This is a genomic window from 'Nostoc azollae' 0708 (genome assembly GCF_000196515.1).
Taxonomy (GTDB): Bacteria; Cyanobacteriota; Cyanobacteriia; order Cyanobacteriales; family Nostocaceae; genus Trichormus_B; species Trichormus_B azollae.
The window spans coordinates 2,941,848-2,961,754 of the sequence record NC_014248.1; the positions used below are offsets into that span (position 1 = coordinate 2,941,848).

Below are 19,907 nucleotides of genomic sequence, written 5' to 3' on the forward strand. Positions count from 1 at the left end.
AATGAAAACATTACAAATTATCCCCTCTATTTCTCTGATTTATGGTGGACCTAGTCAAATGGTATTAGGACTAGCACCAGCATTAGCAAAAGCGGGTGTAGAAGTCACTATTTTGACGACTGATAGTAATGGTGATAATGGTCAAAAGCCGCTGGATGTTCCTTTAAATATTCCCATCAAACAAGATGGTTATGAAGTCATTTATTTTCGCTGTGCACCATTTCGTAGATATAAATTTTCTCTCGATTTATTAAAATTTTTGAAAAATAACGCTCAATATTTCGATATTGCCCATATTCATGCTTTATTTTCTCCTATCAGTAGTGCAGCGGCTATTGTCTGTCGTCAGCAAAGTTTACCTTATATTTTACGTCCTTTGGGAACACTTGACCCATCTGATTTAAGGAAGAAAGAACAATTAAAGCAGCTTTATGTTGCACTATTAGAACGTCGGAATTTAGCAGGTGCATCTGGAATTCATTTTACTAGTGAACAAGAGGCGAAAATATCATCAAGATTTGGAGTAAGTACAAAAGATTTAGTGATTCCTTTGGGTGTTATTCCTCCCGAAAATAATACTGAAAATATTAGAAATAAGTTTGGTATTGATAATGATAAACCCGTAATTTTATTTATGTCACGTATTGATCCAAAAAAGGGTTTAGAATTATTAATTCCAGCATTACAAAAATTATCAATACAGGGTTTGGATTTTCATTTTGTTTTAGCGGGTACAAATCCCCAAGACCCAATATATGAGCAAAAAATTAAATCTGAGATTGAAAATTCCCAGTTAAAATCACATACTACGATAACTGGGTTTGTGACTGGTGAAGCAAAAATAAGTTTATTGCAAACTGCTGATTTATTTGTTTTACCGTCATACTATGAAAATTTTGGTATTGCTGTTGCAGAAGCGATGGTAGCAGGAACACCTGTGGTTATTTCTGATCAAGTGCATATTTATCAACAGGTGTTAGATAGTGAGTCTGGTTGGGTGGGGACAACGGATGTAGAATCAATAGTGAGATTATTAACAACAGCGTTGTCAAATCTCCAAGAATGTCAACGTCGGGGATTAAATGCCCAAAAATACGCCTTACAACATTTTAGTTGGGATGCGATCACACAACAAGTAATTCAAGCTTACCGAGAAATTGTGGTTGAGAATACTATATTTTAATGTCACCAAGAGTTAAAAAATTTAAAATTTTGTTGCAAACAGCGCAATCTCGATGGGATAATAGTCGTTTTGTGTCATGATGGCACAGTAAAATAGTTATCTTTTCTAATTACAGGGAATCTAGCATGGCTCTCCATCTTGGTGATACAGTACCCAACTTTACTCAAGCCTCTACACAGGGCGACATAAATTTTTACGAATGGGCAGGTGACAGCTGGGTAGTGCTGTTTTCTCACCCTGCTGACTTTACACCTGTTTGCACCACAGAATTAGGTACCGTTGGGAAGTTAAAACCAGAATTTGACAAACGCAACGTCAAAGTGATCGCACTCAGCGTTGATAATGTAGACTCCCATAATGGCTGGGTGGGAGATATTGAAGAAACCCAAAGCACCACCCTCAATTACCCAATTTTAGCAGATGCTGACAAAAAGGTTTCTGACCTTTATGATATGATTCACTCCAAAGCAGCTGCCAACATCACAGTGCGTTCCGTATTCGTCATTGACCCCAACAAAAAACTGCGTCTTTCTTTCACCTACCCCCCCAGCACCGGACGCAATTTTGATGAACTATTGCGAGTAATTGACTCTTTGCAATTAACAGATAACTACAGCGTTGCTACACCAGCAGACTGGAAAGATGGTGACGACTGCGTAATTGTTCCATCCTTGAAAGATCCCGAAGTTCTGAAAGAGAAATTCCCCAAAGGTTATCAAGAAATCAAACCTTATTTGCGGATGACTCCCCAACCTAACAAATAATTTGCAGTAACATTAATATTCATTTCGTAGGGTGGGTTAGCGATAGCGTAACCCACCATTTTTATATATATTCACAACTCTAACGATAAGATAAAATGAGTTGGGTCACTAAAGTAGGAGAAACTAACCATGCTTTCATCCCCTTTAGTTTTTCAGTTTCCACCATCAATGTCAATCACAGACGAACAATTTTTTGAATTCTGTCACCTAAACCGCGACTTACGCATTGAAAGAAATAGATTTGGACAAATATCAATTATGTCACCAGCAGGTTCAGAAACAGGAAATCGAGAAATTAACATCCTTGGACAATTGTGGGTATGGTCAGAAAAAGATGGTACAGGTATTGCTTCTTCTTCCAGCACAGAGTTTAAACTTTCCACAGGTGCAGAACTTTCTCCTGATGCTTCCTGGATACAATTAGACAGATGGAATACCCTCACACCAGAACAACAAAAGTAGTTTGCACCTATTTGTCCTGATTTTGTCATTGAATTGGGATCGCCTTCTGATAACTTGCAACCTTTAAAAGATAAAATCACAGAATATATCCAGGAACCAGGAATACAATTAGGCTTATTAATCGACCGAAAAAATCGCCGAGTTTATATTTATCGTCCTGGACAAACAGAGAAATGTTTAGAAGATCCTGATACTGTCAGTTGTGGAAGTGTTTTACCGGGATTTGTTTTGAATATGGGTAAAATTCGGTAAATAGCCATTATAATCATCTAAAATATTAGATGTTGTAAAATTCTAACTATATTCTGTAAAGCTGTTTCAAAAGCTACTAAACTGCTACTATTTGCTGCTGCTACATCACCTTTTAATCTAGCGCGTAAAGCAGGTAAAGCATCAACTCTATACAAGTTACTAAAACCCACTGGTAGTTCAACAGGGAAACTTTCTGCAACAAATAACAAACGATTATAAACTTGTTTTTGTTCTTCTGGTTAGAGTTAATTTAAGAAATTAGCAACAAAATTAACGGTTTTAATCCCCCGTTCTAATAACCAATCTCGTCAGTTTTCCCGTTCACCTATAGTCATCAATTTACGAGCATCTAATAATTGTATAACTAAATCTGTTTCTAGTAAGCGCTCGCGCACTAAAGTATCCTGTGCTTCTCTGTCATTGGTTACTGGTAAATCTACAATCTGTCATGTCATTGGTTCCCGGTAAGTATACAAATTCTACACCCCTTTCTAAAAAGGAATCAGGACAAAAAACCTCAACAGATGCAACATCTTTTCTCATCTGTCTATTTCCATCTAAAACTGCAAACTGTTGTAAAACCCCTGTTCCAGTGCGATAGACTTCTGTCCCATCTACCAACATAATGCGTGTGCGGAGAGTTGAACCATATTTAACAGGAATTGCAGCACCAGTAGTCGGTATTAAATAAAATTTGTTAAATGCGATGTTGGCAAATCGCATTTAACAAATTTTATTGAGCATGATTAAAAATACCAAATACCGCAATCTGACAATTAGGATTATTTAAATGATTGCAGACAGCAATTACATCTTTATATAGAGTTGATTCCGGGTTCAAATCCATTAATTTACAAACAGATTTAATAGAATGGATTAGTTGACTATAATTTTGATATTTTTGGTGCATATTTCCTCGATTTAATAATTGGTATTCAGATCCCCGATTTGTTTAAGAAGTCGGGGATCTTGTTGTGGGTCTCTAAATTTAGTTAGCTATAGTAAGCTAATAAGTTGCTGTATGCAGATTGAATTTTTTGTAGTTGCTCAATAATACCTTCCTGCAAAGTTTTCAACCGCCTGAATTCAGCTTAACGATTAATTTCATCTGTAGTTTTTTGTCTGAGGAGATTATCTAACTCCGATTTACGAGAATTGATATCATTATCAATGCGTTGACTGACTTCTTCTTCATAAGCATCAAAACATTCTTCGACTGCATCATAAACAACTTGAGATACCAAAAGTGCACCAAGAATCAATTTTTTCATCCCAGATTTTGAGAATTTTCTGGTTGATATTTCTCAGTTTCATACAAAGGCGTATCAGTAGCATGGATTCTATCTTCCATTTCCCGAAGTCGCATTTCAACTTTACGTTGCAGTTCTCTATTATGTTCATCAGGTGATGTCATTTATATCCAACCTCTGTAGTTAATACCCTTATATATTAACTTACCCTGTTAATTGTACCCAAGAGCAAAATCACAGTTTTAACCTCAATTATGTAAACAGACGAACTGGGAAGAGTTGTTTTGACTCATTTAGAGGATGTTAGGTCTGATGCAGCCTACAAGAAACTTGATTGTGACACTTGCGTAAGTCCTATATCTGTAGAATCAATCCAAAATTGGATGACCTGGGGGAGTGTAAGACATGGAGAATGGATTCAGCTATACGGCAAAATTTGAGAGGGGATAACTCAAGTACATTAGACTTGTCCACAAAAGATAAAAAGCTTACGGTGAAAGCGTTACACGAAGTATAACTGGGATGAAACACTAATTATGGCTGAAGGCAAAAATAAGGGTTTGGGGATGAAAATATGAAAATTACTAAAAGTTTTGAGAAACATAGCTTTCTAAAAAAGATAATCTAAAGGCTGATAATTCAAATATTATGACTTAGTATAAATGAATAATTTAGATCTAACCTAACTAATCCACATACTGCCATTATCACCGGATTATAACGATGTCCACCTAAAGGAAATCTATCACTAGCCAATCGAAAAGTTTTGACTCTACATATGAGATGTTTAACACCAATTCTTCTTGATGATATTTTCTTATTTTGTTCTTTTTGAATCTCTGAAAGTTCAGCTTTTCTGGGCTTCTTATAAGGTGTGGTAATAAATTCTTCTCCTATATAAGCTTTGTCTCCCAAAAATCTTTGTTTGGCATTTAGGTTTTCGCGATTATTTCTAAATAGTGTAATATCGCCAGGGCGAACGCATGTAAATATGGTACATATATTAAGAAACGAGAAAGGTAGGGAGGGCTGATGATATGGAGGTTGACCAATGAGGCTCTGATGGTAAAGTCATTGTAAAAGTAGAAGAAGAAAGTCCCAAAAAGTGTGAAGCTCAAGCCCAAAATCACGATTAATGACCACCTTGCACAGATGGAAGATCCAAGAGTAGAGGGGAGGAAACGACACAAGTTAATTGACATTCTTACCATTGGAATTTGTGCAGTAATTTGTGAAGCAGATAGTTGGGTGGCAATTGAACTGTATGGCTGCACAAAATATAAGTGGTTAAAAACCTTTTTAGAACTAGGAAATGGGCTCCGGTCCCAGGACACATTTGGAAGGGTATTTGCACAATTGAATCCGCAAAAATTTCAAAATTGTTTCTTGAACTGGATGAAATCAGTACATAAGATAAGGGATGGTGAAGTTGTGGCAATTGACGGGAAAACTTTATGTAGTTCTCATGGTAAAAATAGTGACTAGAGTGCAATCCAAATGGTAAGTGTATGGGCAACTACAAATAGATTAGTGTTGGGACAGGTGAAGGTGCATGAGAAGTCAAATGAAATTACAGCAATTCCCGAATTATTAAAGGTTTTAGAATTAGCTGGATGTATTGTCAGGATTGATGCCATCAGGTGTCACAAAGACATAGTAAAGTTAATTACGCAACAAAATGCAGATTATGTAATTACTTTAAAAAAGAACCAAGGTAATCTGTATGAGTCAGTAGAACAGCTATTTAAGTCAGGGATAAGTACAGGTTTTCAAGAGCTTCAACATAGCACATATAAACCCGAACAAACAGGGCATGGTCGTCATGAGATCCGCAATTATGTGATGTTACCTGGAATTGGGTTTCAGCTTGACCCTGATTCAGTTTGGTCAAATCTAAAAAGTGTTGGGATGGTAGAATCTATCGGATAACTGGATGATAAAACAACAGTAGAGACTGGTTATTTTATTAGTAGTCTTGACTCAAATACAGAACAATTGGCTAATTCTGTCCGCAGCCATTGGGCAATAGAAAATTCATTGCATTGGGTATTAGATGTAGCTTTCAAACAAGATGACTGCCGGATTAGGAAAGATAATGCTCCACAAAACTTTGCAGTAATGCGGCAGATAGCAGTCGATCTTTTGGGTAAAGAGAACCCCGTGAAGCGGGGGATAAACAATAAACAGTTTTTGGCAGAAATGGATAATAACTCTTGAGAAAGAGTTTTAGCTTTAGCCTCAACTAACTTGTCAACAATTTACTTAATATTTTCTTCTACTTATTTTTACAGATAAGTTTACTTATTTATGGATGAATAGTTAGCTCATTTATCCTTAGCTAAGAGTTATTCAATTGGAGATAAGCTAATTCATCGCTTAATAAAAAAGTGATTGATTTTGTTTATATATCCATCAAGCTTTGCACTTATATATATAGATGATTTTAAAATCCTCATTAGTTTTTATTAGGAAATAAGGTGCGTTTCCCCTGGAAATATCACTTATATTACCTAATTCTCCAATATAAATATCAACTATATCTTCACCTCCTGGCAATACTATAAATTGATTTTTCAGAGTGTGTACTTTCTTCTTGCCTGAATAATATTTTTTCCGCTCTTGATAGTCACCTAGTCTTTCTATAGCTTTTTCTCCACTATCTATTATTCATTTATACTCACTCACTCTTTCCCATATTTCTTGATACTTTCGTTCATCTTTTTTTGCTTCTTCTATTTGGGAGACAGGTAAAATTTCCCTCAGAATTTATACCCAATAATTAAATGTGTTATTTGCTTTTGTCCTCCATAGATCAAACAATAATCATAGAATTTCAAATGTTGGCTGCTGTCTGAGGTCTACTAGGCTAGGCATAGACATACTCCCTCCTTTGGGGTTATTTCTGCTTGACGTCCTCCTCCAGACGCTATTAACTGAATTTTTCTTTTTTCAATTTCTGCTTGTTTCTCTAGATACCTTTTTCTGCTAATGCTACTAATGTGATAAAGTCTTCATACTCTTAATCCCAATTAGTCTTTTTGATTCCTGGGGGTATAATTCTATTCTTTCTAGGGGAATTGTCATTATTGATATACACAGTTACATTCTTTCTGTTTATTTCCCCACAAACTTTCTTTTAAAGATAGGTCTATTCAACATGGATATAAAAATTGGAATACGCCTCTTCTATAGGGTGACATAATGAACCTGTTGAATTTGAAAAGGCAGGTTCATTATGTCTCTGTCTGTAGCTAAGAGGTTGATGCATTACCGTAGTTGGTTGGTGGCGGTTGTGAATGGGGGAATTACCTGGATTGTGCTAATTATTGCGCCATTGGGTTTATTGGCGGTAATTATTTGCACTTTATCGGTGTTGTTGGGTAGTTTAATGGTAAGTCACCTTGGCCAAAGGGACGGGATAATAGGGTGATTTTTAATCTGGTATTGGCAGGTAAGAGGTGAATATGGCGTATCGTTTGGGCGGGTACTTCTTCTCCACCAATATCAGAATGGACGCTGACGATGGATGCCACAGACGGCATTAATGGCTGCTAAAACTTGTTTTTGGGCAATGATGGGTACGTTTAATTGATTGTCCCTACCCAGAATGTCAGCTATGGGTCGGTGTTCGGGTGTAATTTCAATGACCTTTATGCGGGTGGGAGTTTCTTTAATATTCGGAATATTCTGTGATTCTGTGATTTTGGGGGAAAATTCCAAGGTGAGACGGCCTGATTTTTCTTTTTTAACCAGCAGTTCTGGTTCTCCCTTGACGATTTCTAGACGGATATTAGGCGTATCTTCCCAATACACTAATGGATGTCCAATTAATGCCAAGATGGCTTTTTCACTGAAGCCATAGTCAACTTTGCCGTAATAAGAACCATCATTATATGCTTCCATACAACTACAGATGGGAGCAACGCGATGTTGTGAGGTGGGGCGAGAAGTGTGCTTTTAGCTACGCTAACCACAGACATCGCTAAAATATTTTTCTGGAATTAAAGTAAAATAAATCACATGAAGCAAATAAAATTGCAAGACAAAGTATCTTCTCAAAATATCCTCAGAAGACTTGCATTCAATAATTTGTGGCTAGTGGGAATAAGCTGCTTACGCCAGTAATCAAATAAGCAGGTATTGATTAGCATAGAAAATTCTGTTAAATGGGAGTTGTAGGTATAGAATATTAGACGGTTTGAAGATGCATAAAAGAGGTAAAAATGGAATTACAGAAATTATGCCAACTTCCAGCTATCCATTGACAAGGAAGATGTAACATAATTTCCGCATTTTCTTTTAACCAAAATCTACTGTTTCCTTTCATTCTTAAATTGACAACTTGGCGGATTAAACGTTCCATAGCTCCACTACCAATAGGTAATTTACGGGCTAAAACTTCAGCATAATTCAAACGTTCTTCCCAATAGGCACGTAAAAGATAATCTCTTTCTTTAACCAGAGTTTTAGAATGCTCTCCTACTGCTGAAGCAATAAATTCATCCATATTAATGCAGCTTCTCTAATCTTTTCTTCTCTAAAAGTTGCCTAACTTACTCTTGAAAATCTTTCAAACATTTGGTCAAATCAAGACTTGAATATATATTTTTTGTCATTAATGGTAGGCGTTCCCTGTTTTTTATTTGGAAATCCTACCTTTTTTTTGACCAGAATACCAGTCTGTCTCAATTTCTCTCATCTGATAAATCTACTTAGGTAATTTCATCTGATACATATATATACAATACTTCGATAGCACGGTAAATGATTTTTATCGATGCCTGTTTTGGGTTTAGTGATCGCACACGTTTTGGCCAACCTCATAAAATCGCGTTGCTCCCGTAATGAACCATGCTAAACGCAGTTCTGACTCGGCTTTTCCTGTTGTTTGTGCTTCTTTGTGGAGATTTACCAGGGCATTGAGACAAACTTTCCACGCTTCCTGGGGCTCCATGAGGTCTACGATGGTTTGAATATTACTATCTTCTCGAAGTACCTCTGCTTGTTGCTTGTAGTTACTACTGGGTTTGAGTCGGGATAAGAGTTCTGGGGTTTCCATTGCCAGCCAGTGATGATCGGATGCGATCGCTCTCCGATACAATGGTTCTAATAAATTAGGTAAGGGTTTTTTGGGACTTTCAGCATTCATCCAGTAAAGGCACAAAGAACAAAATAATGTTTGAAAACTATTTTCTTCTTCCACAGATGAAATATGGGGGCTGACTATAAATTCTTTTTGGGTGATATCACCTTGCTGGACTTGCAGTATCATTTTCAGTCTGGCATAAATAAACCCAAGAAAATGATCTGATTGACGAGACATTAAAATGGTGTAATCTTCTGCTTCCCGCAGGCGTTGCACTGAAACATCTTTTAACAAGGCAAGAATAAAAAATAAACAGCCCATTGTATTAAAATATATTTGGCGTTTGCCCTTGGCTTTTTTCAGGCGTTTGAGGGCATCTGTATAATAGACCTGTCAGGAAAATTAACTTGGTGTCAAAAAAATGGTAGAAGGGAATTTTGAGGGTGTACCAAAAGGAAAAATCCACTAAATTAACTATATTCAAGAATATCCACATTGTACAAAACAAATACTGGGAATAACTAACCATCAGTTTCAAGACTTGTTAGCCCGAACTGAGATGTAGCATAAAAAACTTCAAGGTGAGATAGAAAGTAAAAAGATAGGTATAAATCAGAAAGGAGGAGGGGGGAAAGGGAAACTAGAGATAAAACAACAGGTATGTCTATGCTTGTGCTATTGGAGGAAAATGCCAACATTTGAGGTTTTAGGTTTGCATTTCGGTATATGGAAAACGGAAGCAAAGGACACATTTCATTACTCACTAGAGATATTAGGAAATGTTTTCCCTGCTAGTCTCCTTGAACAGGTAGAAAAACATGATAGCGATTATGCTATGGCGACTCAGAACAAAAGGCAGGAAACAAAGAGTTTTCCACCAAGGGTATTGTTGTTGAACAGGTCATCATTAGACTTGTAAAAACATTCCGGGTACCTCAAGAAAGATTTCGCCTGAATTCCCCAATTTACTCACAAGTAATTCTTACTATTTGTGGTTTAGTCACATTAGGAATTGGTTCATTAGTTTTGCCCATTTCATACATGTTATGGATATGAGGTCAGTTATAAATTAGTTATCAACATCTTCATGGATAGGAACTATCCGTACCTATTGCCAACCCTGATTCTTTCCTTGGCTCCTTCCTAATCTTAACACTATGGAAAGCCACACACATACTCCTTTCTAAATTTCCGGACCTCTCTAATATTTACCCGCAGAAAACTCAACCAACCCCAAAAGACGGCGGCGTTATCTTGATATTCTTCGGATATCCTCTCCAAACAATCTTGTGCATCTTCGGTACAACCTCTTAACAGCATTTGTTCTGTCAAAATCAGATGCAGATAATCTGAGGAATATTTCCCAGGTTCATAATATTCTTCTTCCAGTAATGCAAAGGCATCTTCGGATTCAGACAATTTCAATGCTGAATTGAGGAGCATACTAGATATGCTACTTTCATATAATCCTAGTGGTAGGGTTTTAAACCAATCTGCATCAAAGTGGTTATTACATATTTGCTCTAAGAGATTTTCTATAACTATTTTTTCTTCGCTATAACTATATTTATGGTAATCTTAAATTTGCTTATTAATAAAGCCAGGGTCTTGACGATAAAGACCAATGCGGATTTATCTAACACACTGACGCAGATAGTAAAAAACCCGAGATCCATTTTGCCAGTGAGTTTGTATTGATAGATTTTCTTCTACTACTATAACTAGTATATCGAATTGTCCTGTTTGTACAGCATGACGAGTAGCAATTTCTGTGAGTAGCTGGTGACATTCAGGGTCTGTTCTGCTTTTCTGTACTAACAAACCTGCTGTTAACAATTTATCAATTTGGCGACTGAGGGTTTTAGTCACCCAAGGTTTATTGTTTTCATGTAACGCACCAATTCTACTGAGACAACTTATGAATGAATTTTTGTCTATTGGTGCATAAATTACCGAAAACAACTGGATCATCTTTTGTGCAGAAGGATGTAACTCAAAGTATTTCCTGGCTAGTTGTGCCTGTAGTTTTGTACTATTAGAGGCTGAGTCGAACATGGTAATAATTAATTGACACCATTTTTAGGCATCTGGCCTAGATATTTGTACTATTAGAGGCTGAGTCGAACATGGTAATAATTAATTGACACCATTTTTAGGCATCTGGCCTAGATAGAACAACCTAAAATTAAAAATATACTAAATACTGCACTATTGTTCACTGAAGTGAGGCAACTGATGGACATTCAGCAGCTACGTCAATCTTTAAAACTGAAGTGGCTGGGTTACTGCGAGGAAAACCGTCCTTGGCTAGTCAAAATGAAAATTTGGCGTTCCTATAATGGTGTCCGACGACCTTCGTCTGGTTATATTTTGGCAACTCTGTCTGTTTTAGAACCGCAGTTAAAGCAAATACTTCCTTTTATCCTGGATTTGAATAATAATCCTGATCAAATAGTCGCGGCTTTGGGTCTTCACTTTAATCCTGATGAAGAGTTCCGATTATTAAAATCAGAGCGTTCTTTAACGAAAACCCAGGCTAAAAATCAGATTGTCAGTAAGCCTCCCGCTAAGATTGCCCTTGTCGATACACCCTTAGCACAAAGTAATCGTCCTGCTTCTGTCAAGACTTTGGTATCACAAAAGCCCCATTCCAGAGCGCCCCAGGACAATAAACAGGTATTAATAAGGATTACGTCAGGTGTGGAACAAAAGCACCAAACTGTTTCAGCGGTAGGATTAGCCACACCAATGAATGACCATTCTCCAGCCAAACCGCTTTCTGGAGTGGGACGGGAACAAACACCCAAGAGATCGCTCACTATTACTAAACAAGTTCCCACTTCCCTCAAAGAACTTAATCACAATGGTCAATTTACGACCATCCCAGTCAAAGACCTTTCTCCTATCTCATCTGGTAGTAATGCCCGTAGTTTACCTTCTTGGATTGATGAGTTTTGTCAAGGTGTAAAATAAGACAGTGTACAGTGAACTGATAACTGATAACTGATACAGCAGGAGTCAGGAGTCAGGAGTAAAACTCTCTTGCTGTCTAGGTTTCAACTTAGATTCTGTACTTCATTGAACTCCAATCTGCTGTGACTGATAACTGATAACTGATCCTGCTACGGATACTCGTGAGAAACAAACGGGATGGAAACGACTTCTCCCGCAGTTTCTCCTACTTGCACTTTTAAACCTACTCCACCTGCTTTAGAACGAATGTACCCTAGTCCAAAGTGACCATCTGGAGTTTCTGTATAACTGGTAAGTTTACCAACTTTTTCATCTCCAATAGTAATTATGGTTTCTGGTTCTACGGGCGCATTGAGGCGAATTCCCCAAAGATATTGTTTTACACCTTTGTAGGTGTTTAATCTGGCAATGGTTTCTTGACCGATGTAGCAGCCTTTGTTGAAGGAAACTGTCTGCCATAAACCGACTTCTAGCGGATTATAATCATCAGTCAGTTCTAAATCTGGTGCAGGACGACCTTGTAATATTCGCAACATTTCCCAACCGCGATCACTCAACTCTAACCCACCATATTCTAATATTTGCTCCCAAATTTTTTGTTTCTGAGCGATCGGGAAAATTAGGGTATATCCAGGTAAAGCCAAACCGCTACCCACAGCCACTCTTAACCCATCCACCAAGATATGACTACCATAGGGTTGACCAATGAGTGAGCCAGCACCCAACTTCTCAATCATGGCATCACTACCGGGTCCGATGAGGCTAAAAGTACCAGTGTCTTCGGTGATATCCGTTAACTGCACCTTATCCGTAAAGAAAATATAACGGTCTAACCATTGCAGTAAAAAGTGACGACGACCAGGTGAAACCAACAGGAAGACAGCATCATCTAAAACATAACCAGTGACTAAATCAATTGTCCTGGCAGTGGATGTCACCATGACAGTATCACAGCCTTCTCCCGGTTTGAGACGTTGGAAATCGTTTGTACTCTGGTTATGTAAAAACCGCAGACGATCATCATCCGCTACACGGATGATTCCCCATTCAGAGCGATCGCACACAACCACCCCTTCTCTTGCTGTTTGAATAGCTGCTGTGTCTTTACCGTCAATTGCAGATGTTGGCATAGTGATCAACAGTCACCCTGTTTCAATGTTTTCGCAACAAAAATATTAGCAAACAAGAGTTTGACGATTCAACTTGTTTTGGTTTAAAGAAACTATAGTAATCAAATCGGATTCCTATATTGACCGAAAACAGGGTGTAGGTTTTATATAACCGAAATAGGATTGTTCTTTTGCCTCCTGTCACCTCCAGCATTTAATAATTGCTCATGACCAAATTGCATACGTCAAAATAAAGATGTAAGAAACGATTTTTTGGTGTTGAATGTTGAGTATTGCTCAAATTTGCTACATTAAATCCACAGCAATCATTATTTTGTTGTCTTCACAATTCTTGTAGGAGTGAATGTGAATATTATGTCTCTACGTACAAATCTTTTTTGTTTGCCAAGTCTAGCTACCCTTGCAGTTATAAGTAGTAGCCTGTCCGCAAACGCTGTAACGCTTGAAATTCAAGCGAGTGGAGAACCCACAGCGAACAAAGCTGCTGAACTTCAGCAATTTCCCAGTCCCACCGCCGAGGAAATTGGCGATCGCACCATGATACCCGTTCCAGGGACAGTAGCTACTTCATCAATAATGCTAACAGAAGACACAGAACAGCCCAATCAAGTAGCCCAAGCAGATGTGAGTTTAGCAAGACCTACCCGTGGTGGTAGCAGCTACATTGGAGTAGGCGGCAATGTTGGTTTAAGTGGTGGGAATTCATCCTTAGCTGACGGTAACTTTACAGTCATCAGCAAAATTGGTTTCACAAGGTCTTTATCTCTAAGACCCTCAGGCATATTAGGCGACAATACGACATTTTTGATTCCTGTCACCTACGACTTTTCCTTTCAGTCACTGGGAGATGCATTTACTGAATCCCTCCCTATCGCTCCGTATGTGGGAGTAGGTGTAGCCCTAAAAACAGGTGATAACTCTGAAACCGCTGTCTTAGTCACTGGTGGTGTTGATATACCCCTCAACAACAGATTTACCGCCACAGCAGCTGTAAACGCGGGATTTTTCGATCAAACTGATGTCGGTTTATTAGTCGGTGTAGGTTACAACTTCAGCGGCTTTTAAAGCATAACCACCAGTGACTAAGACAGCGGTGGGAATGGGGAATAGGTCAAATACGGGTTCAGGAAAATTATCTGTTTAGGCAAGCTGGGGATGCAGGGGAGGATTATCTGAACCGTATTGGGGAATAGGTGACAGGTGAAATGAGGCAAAAGAAAAATCATATTTCCCCCTACACTCCTAGACCTTCTATTTAGGGCTAACTTTGTCAATTACCTTAATTTTGCCGTCGTCTCCTACTGTCCACACATCGTAGACACCAACGACATCACCATTAGCATCAACATCTACGTTACCGCTTGCACCTTGGTAATTAATCTTTTTACCCTCTTTTAAGAGTTTCAGTCCTTCACACACATCACTTACTTCTGTCCCTTCTCCACCAGCTACTTCCCGGATTTTACCAGCAATACCAACGCCAGTATTTTCTTTAGCCGCTTGTGCTGCCAAGATTAACAAAGCAGCTGCATCCCAAGCTTGAGGTGCGTATTCTCCTGGTAAACCGCCTTTTTTCTCTTGCCAAAGTTTTTTGAAAGCCGCTAATGCTTTACCATCAGAACCGGGAACTGTACCAATAGCACCCGACAGAAGATATTTGCCGTCAGGACTTTTACCTACTTGTTCGGGGAAACTATCTGATTTGACTCCATCTGTGAGCATAATTTGTACTCCCTTCGCCAAACCTTGTTGGTAGGCAGCTTTGAGGAATAAACTTCCTGTTTCAGCGTACATCACAGCCAAGACTGCATCTGGTTTACCAGCAAAAGTGGCACCGGCTTCAGTATCAAAGGTTTGGGCTTTGGGGTCGTAGCGGACGGGTTTATCTTTATTAACCACTGTGCCACCTAGTTTTTCAAAAGTTTGTACAAATGCTTTTTCAAAACCTACACCATAGTCATTGTTAATCACGACGGTGGAAACTCTTTTAAAACCTTTTTTCTTAGCAAGTTGAGCTAAAGCTAATGCTTGGTAGGTATCTGGGGGAGCAGTCCGCGTCCAAAAACCTTTAAAATCACCTTTTTGCGCTTTATCGGTAAATACGGGACTGGTGCTACCAGGGGAAACCAGCATGACTTTATTGGGTGTAGCTACAGAGATAGCCGCAGTGGAAACGCTACTGGCAAAAGAACCAACTACACCAGCCACTTTATCCACGGTAGCTAATTTGGTCATACCCGCAGCACCAGCTTTGGGGTCTGTTTGGTCGTCTACTTCTACTAGACTCACTTTCTCTCCATTTACACCCCCGCAAGCGTTAACGGTTTCTACCAGAAGAGGAGATGAACCTACCATTTGCTGACCGATGGAAGCTAAGTCACCAGTTGTTGGTAACAAACTACCAATTTTTAATCCTTTGGCATTACCTATTTTTGTGGTGTTCGCTGCTGTGGTAGCGGCAGTTCCATCGGGTGTTTGGTTAGTTGTGGTGGTGGTATTTTCACAAGCGTCCATGAAAAAGCCACTGGCTAGGGTAACTAAACTCAAAGCGAGGGAAACACTAATTTTCGACATGGATAACTTTCACTCCTGGGATGTTCAGCAGCTTGAAAGTAGGATAATACTAGGTTTTAAATCCAGATCAATCCTATCAAGGCTACAAAGCCTAAATAATAACATCACCGAGTGGAAGTATATATGCCTAAATAAATATTAATTTATATATTAAAACACAAAATACATTCTATACGAAATATATATTTTACATCTCAGCTAAAAACGGAGAAGGAGGGATTCGAACCCTCGGATGGACCTTACGATTCCATCAACAGATTAGCAATCTGCCGCTTTCGACCACTCAGCCACCTCTCCAGGTCATAGATAATAATATTATCAGATGTTTTTGATTTGGTCAATAGTTATTTTGTTAATGGTCAATGGTCAGTGGTCAGTGGTCGGTTGCGACTGAACTAATGACTAATGACCAATAACTATTGACCGATTATAACACTTGCGATCGCATCCAAGCTGCTGGCAAGGTACGTAACTTTTTCCACTGGGGGACGTAAGCACGCTGATTGAACACATCATAATCATTGCGTTCAATCACATCTAGAATCTGTCCATAGAGCATGGATGCAGACCATACAGGCCAACGAGCATCTGCCGCTAGGTAACTAATTCCCCTATCGGCTTTGGTATAAAATTTGCGGGCGCGGTCGATTTCAAAGCGTATTAGGGAACGCCAACGGTCATCTACAATACTTTTAAAAAAGTCTTCTTCCGTGTAGTTGAATTTTGCCAAGTCTTCTAGGGGAATGTAGATTCTGCCTCTACGTGCATCTTCACCGACATCCCGAAGAATATTGGTCAGTTGATTAGCAATACCCAATGCGATCGCTTCTTCTATAGGAAGATAAGGTTGTTGGTCTTGATGCCATGGTGCTGTATAGATATTGGTATCTATGCCCATAATCGTGGTTGACATCAAGCCGACAGTACCAGCCACTCGGTAGCAGTAGAGATATAACTCCTCAAAGGTTTGATAACGACTGCGATATAAATCCATCCGCTGACCGTTAATCATATCCCGAAAGGGCTGAATATCCATATGAAAGCGTTGGAGTGTATCTACTAAAGCTACATCGTAATTGTCTAATGGGTGTCCCGCAAAAATTGATTCCAGCTGCTTTTCCCATAGGTCTAGGGTTTCTGGCGTGGTTATAGTAGATGCAGGGCCATCTACTAATTCATCTGTACGGCGACACCAAGCGTATATTGCCCAAACAGATTGACGTTTTGCCGGACTCATCAGCAATGTACCCAGGTAAAAGGTTTTGGCATACTTGGCTGTGAGTTCCTGACAAAGTTTGTAGGACTCGTCTACAGAGACCAGCGTTTTCATGCGCGGGGGGGAATCAGGCAGTTGCAGCATTCGTTGCGGGCGGTCGAGTTAGCGTTTGCAGGCCAGAGGAATTTGCTATCAGTGGTGCTTCCGAGATCGCCTGTGCTGTCAGCTTACCAGAAAGTACGGCACCTTCCATACTGGCTAGGTAGCGTTGCATGGTGTAATCTCCAGTCAGATAGAAGTTAGAAATGGGAGTTTGCTGAGAGGGACGGTGTTTTTGCCTTCCTGGTGTGGCTTTGTAAACTGAACGTGGAGTTTTCACGACGTGATATTTCAGCAGTTTGCTTTGGTTATCTCCCCCAAAATGTTGCGGGAAGAGTTTTTCCAACTCGGTAATAGTTGCAGTAACAATTTCCTCATCAGATTTAGATATCCAATCTTTAGCCGGCGCTAGAACTAATTCCAGCATAGAACGGTCAGGACTGGCATATTCACGGCAAGTATTACTCATATCAGCATAAACGCTGAGGAGGGGTGAACGGGAAAATAGCAGATGATCAATATCTGTTAATTTCCGGTCGAACCATAAATGTACGTTGATTACAGGCACACCTTCCAAACCTTCTAGTTTTTGGAAAAACTCCATTTCCTGCCAAGGTTTAGGTAACATCACCTTTAAAGGGTCAACAGGCATGGCAGATACATAAATATCTGCTGTAAATACTTCATCTTCTGCCCCATCTAAACCCCGTAGTAAGAAGGATTTAACGCTGCCATCTTCGTTGAGTTGAATCTCTTTTAATGGTGCATTTAATCGTACTTCGCCACCGCGTTCTGTGATGTAGTTGATGATTGGCTGACACAGGCGTTCAGTAGGTGAACCATCCAAGAACGCCATCTTTGAGCCATTTTTTTCTTGTAAAAACCGATTTAAGGCAGTTAACAAGACCGTCGAAGAAATTTCATCTGGATTGATGAAATTCAATGCTTTTGACATAGCAATGAAAACTTCTTTCTCTACTCTGGGGGGAATGTTTTGCAGTTTTAACCACTCACTCCAAGAGTATTTATCCATTTCTTCCACATACTTTTGACCTTTTAGCATGGCTGGGATTAAACCAAGACCAAAACTAATTTTTTCAGGCCATGTCAACATATCATTGTTGCCCAGAATTGCCACCACACCATTTAAGGGGGCGGGTATATCTGGAAAATCAAAGCGGCTGTATGTACCTGGTGCTTCTGGCTGATTGAAGATCATTGCGTGTTCTTTCCACTGCAAACGATCTTCAATGTCTAGTTCTTTAAATAACTCCAACATATTGGGATAAGCCCCAAAAAAAATGTGCAGTCCTGTTTCGTACCAGTCTCCATCAGCATCCTTCCAAGCTGCCACTTTGCCGCCCACTACGTCTCGGCGTTCCAAGACAATGGGAGTGTGACCTAAATCTGTGAGATATTTTGCACAGGAAAGTCCTGCTAGACCGGCACCGGCGATCGCTACTCGCATTTCAACCTACTGTTCTTCAATATTTCTTAATTGTTTTCTTGTTCTCATTATACTTTGCATTCTGTTACATTTGGCCTTGTTTCTGGAAAAAGAGGGTGTGGAGTGTGGGGAAAAAACTTGCTTTTTGCTTCCTGTCACGTGGCTTATGCTTGAGAGAGAATTTTAATCTTTATTTTCTCAGTTATGTCACCATCACAACATATCCAAAGCTTTGGTAATCATCTGATTCTCGGTGTTTCTGGAACAAGCCTCAATGATGATGATAAAAGGGCGTTAAGTGAATTAAAACCTGTTGGGGTGATATTTTTCGCCAAAAACTTTCTTGATGGTGTACCATATCAGATTTGGGTAGAAAATTTTAACCAACTAAATCACAGTATACGTGAATATACTGAACGTACTTTCATGTTTATGACCATAGATCATGAAGGTGGAAGAGTTGTTAGAATGCCATTACCGATTACTCGATTTCCTCTCAGTTATCTATTAAAATTTCATGCGCAAGAAGTAGCTAAGGCAACTGCTTGCGAATTAAGATCACTAGGAATCAATGTTTCTTGGTCTCCCGTTGCTGATATTTTCTCCAACCCCCAAAACCCAATTATTGGACCCCGCGCTTTTGGAACTACTCCTGAAACCGCTAGTCAACGTGCGCGGGAATATTATCGGGGACTCAAGCAAGGAGGTATGATCACTTGTGCAAAACATTTTCCTGGACATGGAGACACCAGCCAAGATTCTCACGTGGAATTACCAACTCTCAATTTAACTGTAGAGGAATTGCAAAGACGGGAATTAATACCTTTCAAAACATTGATTGAGGAACAGATACCGTTGATTATGACTGCCCATATCCTGTTCCCGCAAATAGATGCTGAAGTTCCAGCCACATTGTCAAGGACGATTTTAAATCACATCCTGCGGGAAGAACTCAATTTTCAGGGTGTGGTTGTTTCCGATGACTTGGATATGAAAGCCGTCTCTGAGATGTTTATGCAGTCGGGAACAGTAGCGCGGGCTTTTTATGCAGGTTGCGATTTATTTATTGTTTCTCGCAATATCAATTCTTCTTCAATAGAAAGGACATATCAAATAGCTGAGGATTTTACCGCTTCTTTGAGTAACGGCAGCTTGGATGAGAAAGTTGTAGTAGCAGCAAGGGAGAGAATTGAGAAATTATTGGAAGGAACTCCCCAATATCCAGTGTATGCCCTGGAAAAAGAGATTTTAGTCAAAAATGCAGAATTAGCGATCACTTCTACTTTTACCATTTAACAAGGCATGGGGCATTGGGCAAGAGGACTATTATTCTTATCCTACACCCTTAAACCCTTTGGAAATCGGGAATTACTTTTTAATCCTTCATACTCCTCAACTCCTCAACCAGCAATTGATATTTATCTATGTCTATGTGAGATAAAGAATTATAAAGAAAATGTTACAAACATTA

Annotated in this window: 18 protein-coding genes, 1 tRNA gene and 6 pseudogenes; 10 read left to right on the top strand and 15 right to left on the bottom strand. The window is 39.1% G+C overall.

The features are described 5' to 3' along the window. The first annotated feature begins 1 nt into the window (after position 1). The 3 genes and pseudogenes from hpsP (at position 2) to AAZO_RS13635 (ending at position 2,661) form a co-directional block, all read left to right on the top strand. Positions 2-1,183 carry a hormogonium polysaccharide biosynthesis glycosyltransferase HpsP gene (gene hpsP, locus AAZO_RS13625; protein WP_013191714.1) on the top strand — a complete coding sequence of 394 codons (1,182 nt, stop codon included), beginning with the start codon at positions 2-4 and terminating at the stop codon, positions 1,181-1,183. Positions 1,184-1,308: 125 nt separating this feature from the next. Beyond that, positions 1,309-1,947 (top strand): peroxiredoxin, encoded by a 639-nt coding sequence (locus tag AAZO_RS13630; protein ID WP_013191715.1) that lies wholly within the window; start codon positions 1,309-1,311, stop codon positions 1,945-1,947. A 129-nt stretch (positions 1,948-2,076) separates the two neighbouring features. Then, positions 2,077-2,661: pseudogene (locus AAZO_RS13635) on the top strand (Uma2 family endonuclease). A gap of 32 nt (positions 2,662-2,693) precedes the next feature. On the opposite strand, the pseudogene AAZO_RS13640 reads toward AAZO_RS13635, so the two are convergent. From AAZO_RS13640 to AAZO_RS13650, 4 genes and pseudogenes are all read right to left on the bottom strand, one after another. Beyond that, positions 2,694-3,571, bottom strand: a pseudogene (locus tag AAZO_RS13640) (dynamin family protein); the annotation flags it as partial. Between the two features lie 82 nt (positions 3,572-3,653). Then, a pseudogene (locus AAZO_RS30365) lies at positions 3,654-3,899 on the bottom strand (dynamin family protein); the annotation flags it as partial. A 29-nt stretch (positions 3,900-3,928) separates the two neighbouring features. After that, positions 3,929-4,075 carry a hypothetical protein gene (locus AAZO_RS35395; protein WP_013191716.1) on the bottom strand — a complete coding sequence of 49 codons (147 nt, stop codon included), beginning with the start codon at positions 4,073-4,075 and terminating at the stop codon, positions 3,929-3,931. A gap of 475 nt (positions 4,076-4,550) precedes the next feature. Then, positions 4,551-4,964, bottom strand: a complete 414-nt coding sequence (locus AAZO_RS13650) for a transposase family protein (protein ID WP_081462785.1) — start codon at positions 4,962-4,964, stop codon at positions 4,551-4,553. Between the two features lie 54 nt (positions 4,965-5,018). Between AAZO_RS13650 and AAZO_RS13655 the strand changes: the two are divergent. Further along, positions 5,019-6,128: pseudogene (locus AAZO_RS13655) on the top strand (ISAs1 family transposase). Between the two features lie 195 nt (positions 6,129-6,323). Here the strand turns inward: AAZO_RS13655 and AAZO_RS43770 are convergent. Beyond that, the gene (locus AAZO_RS43770) at positions 6,324-6,578 is read right to left on the bottom strand and encodes a transposase family protein (RefSeq protein WP_144031398.1); all 255 of its coding nucleotides are present in this window, start codon (positions 6,576-6,578) and stop codon (positions 6,324-6,326) included. A 595-nt stretch (positions 6,579-7,173) separates the two neighbouring features. Between AAZO_RS43770 and csx18 the strand changes: the two genes are divergently transcribed. Next, the gene (gene csx18, locus AAZO_RS35400; protein WP_228371708.1) at positions 7,174-7,341 is read left to right on the top strand and encodes a CRISPR-associated protein Csx18; all 168 of its coding nucleotides are present in this window, start codon (positions 7,174-7,176) and stop codon (positions 7,339-7,341) included. Here the strand turns inward: csx18 and AAZO_RS13665 are convergent. From AAZO_RS13665 to AAZO_RS13675, 3 genes and pseudogenes are all read right to left on the bottom strand, one after another. After that, positions 7,310-7,826: pseudogene (locus AAZO_RS13665) on the bottom strand (ATP-dependent helicase); the annotation flags it as partial. The gene csx18 and the pseudogene AAZO_RS13665 sit on opposite strands and share 32 nt — an antisense overlap. A 274-nt stretch (positions 7,827-8,100) precedes the next feature. After that, positions 8,101-8,418 (bottom strand): annotated as a pseudogene (locus AAZO_RS13670) (ISLre2-like element ISCst1 family transposase); the annotation flags it as partial. 285 nt (positions 8,419-8,703) lie between these two features. After that, positions 8,704-9,273, bottom strand: a complete 570-nt coding sequence (locus tag AAZO_RS13675; protein WP_228371189.1) for a hypothetical protein — start codon at positions 9,271-9,273, stop codon at positions 8,704-8,706. Between the two features lie 412 nt (positions 9,274-9,685). Between AAZO_RS13675 and AAZO_RS33830 the strand changes: the two genes are divergently transcribed. Together AAZO_RS33830 and AAZO_RS35405 are read left to right on the top strand one after the other, a co-directional pair. Then, positions 9,686-9,916: a helix-turn-helix domain-containing protein gene (locus tag AAZO_RS33830; protein ID WP_041640436.1), complete on the top strand. Its 231-nt coding sequence runs from the start codon at positions 9,686-9,688 to the stop codon at positions 9,914-9,916. After that, complete coding sequence (locus AAZO_RS35405) at positions 9,901-10,053, top strand: hypothetical protein (RefSeq protein ID WP_266889527.1); 153 nt, start codon at positions 9,901-9,903, stop codon at positions 10,051-10,053. The genes AAZO_RS33830 and AAZO_RS35405 overlap by 16 nt, the downstream gene beginning before the upstream one ends. Before the next feature lie 99 nt (positions 10,054-10,152). On the opposite strand, the gene AAZO_RS38270 is transcribed toward AAZO_RS35405, so the two are convergent. Together AAZO_RS38270 and AAZO_RS38275 are read right to left on the bottom strand one after the other, a co-directional pair. Then, positions 10,153-10,416 carry a hypothetical protein gene (locus AAZO_RS38270; protein ID WP_228371190.1) on the bottom strand — a complete coding sequence of 88 codons (264 nt, stop codon included), beginning with the start codon at positions 10,414-10,416 and terminating at the stop codon, positions 10,153-10,155. A gap of 213 nt (positions 10,417-10,629) precedes the next feature. Next, the gene (locus AAZO_RS38275; RefSeq protein ID WP_041640440.1) at positions 10,630-11,052 is read right to left on the bottom strand and encodes a hypothetical protein; all 423 of its coding nucleotides are present in this window, start codon (positions 11,050-11,052) and stop codon (positions 10,630-10,632) included. A gap of 180 nt (positions 11,053-11,232) precedes the next feature. On the opposite strand from AAZO_RS38275, the gene AAZO_RS13695 reads away from it, so the two are divergent. After that, positions 11,233-11,970, top strand: a complete 738-nt coding sequence (locus AAZO_RS13695; protein ID WP_013191719.1) for a DUF5331 domain-containing protein — start codon at positions 11,233-11,235, stop codon at positions 11,968-11,970. Positions 11,971-12,119: 149 nt separating this feature from the next. On the opposite strand, the gene ygfZ is transcribed toward AAZO_RS13695, so the two are convergent. After that, positions 12,120-13,100, bottom strand: coding sequence for a CAF17-like 4Fe-4S cluster assembly/insertion protein YgfZ (gene ygfZ, locus AAZO_RS13700; protein WP_013191720.1), 981 nt, complete (start codon positions 13,098-13,100; stop codon positions 12,120-12,122). Positions 13,101-13,454: 354 nt separating this feature from the next. Here ygfZ and AAZO_RS13705 point away from each other — a divergent pair, with 354 nt between their 5' ends. Next, the gene (locus AAZO_RS13705; RefSeq protein WP_013191721.1) at positions 13,455-14,165 is read left to right on the top strand and encodes a hypothetical protein; all 711 of its coding nucleotides are present in this window, start codon (positions 13,455-13,457) and stop codon (positions 14,163-14,165) included. A 186-nt stretch (positions 14,166-14,351) separates the two neighbouring features. On the opposite strand, the gene AAZO_RS13710 is transcribed toward AAZO_RS13705, so the two are convergent. The 4 genes from AAZO_RS13710 to pds all read right to left on the bottom strand — a co-directional run bounded on the left by AAZO_RS13710 (position 14,352) and on the right by pds (position 18,457). Continuing rightward, on the bottom strand, positions 14,352-15,674 hold the full coding sequence (locus tag AAZO_RS13710; RefSeq protein ID WP_013191722.1) for an ABC transporter substrate-binding protein: 1,323 nt from the start codon (positions 15,672-15,674) through the stop codon (positions 14,352-14,354). Positions 15,675-15,879: 205 nt separating this feature from the next. Further along, positions 15,880-15,971, bottom strand: a tRNA-Ser gene (locus AAZO_RS13715). A gap of 130 nt (positions 15,972-16,101) precedes the next feature. After that, a complete protein-coding gene (gene crtB, locus AAZO_RS13720) occupies positions 16,102-17,034 on the bottom strand; it encodes a 15-cis-phytoene synthase CrtB (RefSeq protein ID WP_013191723.1) in 933 nt (310 codons plus the stop codon). Next, positions 17,018-18,457: a 15-cis-phytoene desaturase gene (gene pds / locus AAZO_RS13725; RefSeq protein WP_013191724.1), complete on the bottom strand. Its 1,440-nt coding sequence runs from the start codon at positions 18,455-18,457 to the stop codon at positions 17,018-17,020. The genes crtB and pds overlap by 17 nt, the downstream gene beginning before the upstream one ends. Positions 18,458-18,640: 183 nt before the next feature. Between pds and nagZ the strand changes: the two genes are divergently transcribed. After that, entirely contained in the window at positions 18,641-19,732 is a 1,092-nt protein-coding gene (gene nagZ, locus AAZO_RS13730; protein ID WP_013191725.1) for a beta-N-acetylhexosaminidase, read from the top strand. Positions 19,733-19,907 lie beyond the last annotated feature (175 nt).

Excerpts from the sequence above, each read along its gene's own strand:
- crtB (WP_013191723.1), bottom strand. The coding sequence starts at position 17,034 with ATGCTGCAACTGCCTGATTCCCCCCCGCGCATGAAAACGCTGGTCTCT.
- hpsP (WP_013191714.1), top strand. The coding sequence starts at position 2 with ATGAAAACATTACAAATTATCCCCTCTATTTCTCTGATTTATGGTGGA.
- AAZO_RS13630 (WP_013191715.1), top strand. The coding sequence starts at position 1,309 with ATGGCTCTCCATCTTGGTGATACAGTACCCAACTTTACTCAAGCCTCT.
- nagZ (WP_013191725.1), top strand. The coding sequence starts at position 18,641 with ATGTCACCATCACAACATATCCAAAGCTTTGGTAATCATCTGATTCTC.
- AAZO_RS35395 (WP_013191716.1), bottom strand. The coding sequence starts at position 4,075 with ATGACATCACCTGATGAACATAATAGAGAACTGCAACGTAAAGTTGAA.
- AAZO_RS33830 (WP_041640436.1), top strand. The coding sequence starts at position 9,686 with ATGCCAACATTTGAGGTTTTAGGTTTGCATTTCGGTATATGGAAAACG.
- ygfZ (WP_013191720.1), bottom strand. The coding sequence starts at position 13,100 with ATGCCAACATCTGCAATTGACGGTAAAGACACAGCAGCTATTCAAACA.
- pds (WP_013191724.1), bottom strand. The coding sequence starts at position 18,457 with ATGCGAGTAGCGATCGCCGGTGCCGGTCTAGCAGGACTTTCCTGTGCA.
- AAZO_RS13710 (WP_013191722.1), bottom strand. The coding sequence starts at position 15,674 with ATGTCGAAAATTAGTGTTTCCCTCGCTTTGAGTTTAGTTACCCTAGCC.
- csx18 (WP_228371708.1), top strand. The coding sequence starts at position 7,174 with ATGCATTACCGTAGTTGGTTGGTGGCGGTTGTGAATGGGGGAATTACC.
- AAZO_RS13695 (WP_013191719.1), top strand. The coding sequence starts at position 11,233 with ATGGACATTCAGCAGCTACGTCAATCTTTAAAACTGAAGTGGCTGGGT.
- AAZO_RS38275 (WP_041640440.1), bottom strand. The coding sequence starts at position 11,052 with ATGTTCGACTCAGCCTCTAATAGTACAAAACTACAGGCACAACTAGCC.
- AAZO_RS13705 (WP_013191721.1), top strand. The coding sequence starts at position 13,455 with ATGTCTCTACGTACAAATCTTTTTTGTTTGCCAAGTCTAGCTACCCTT.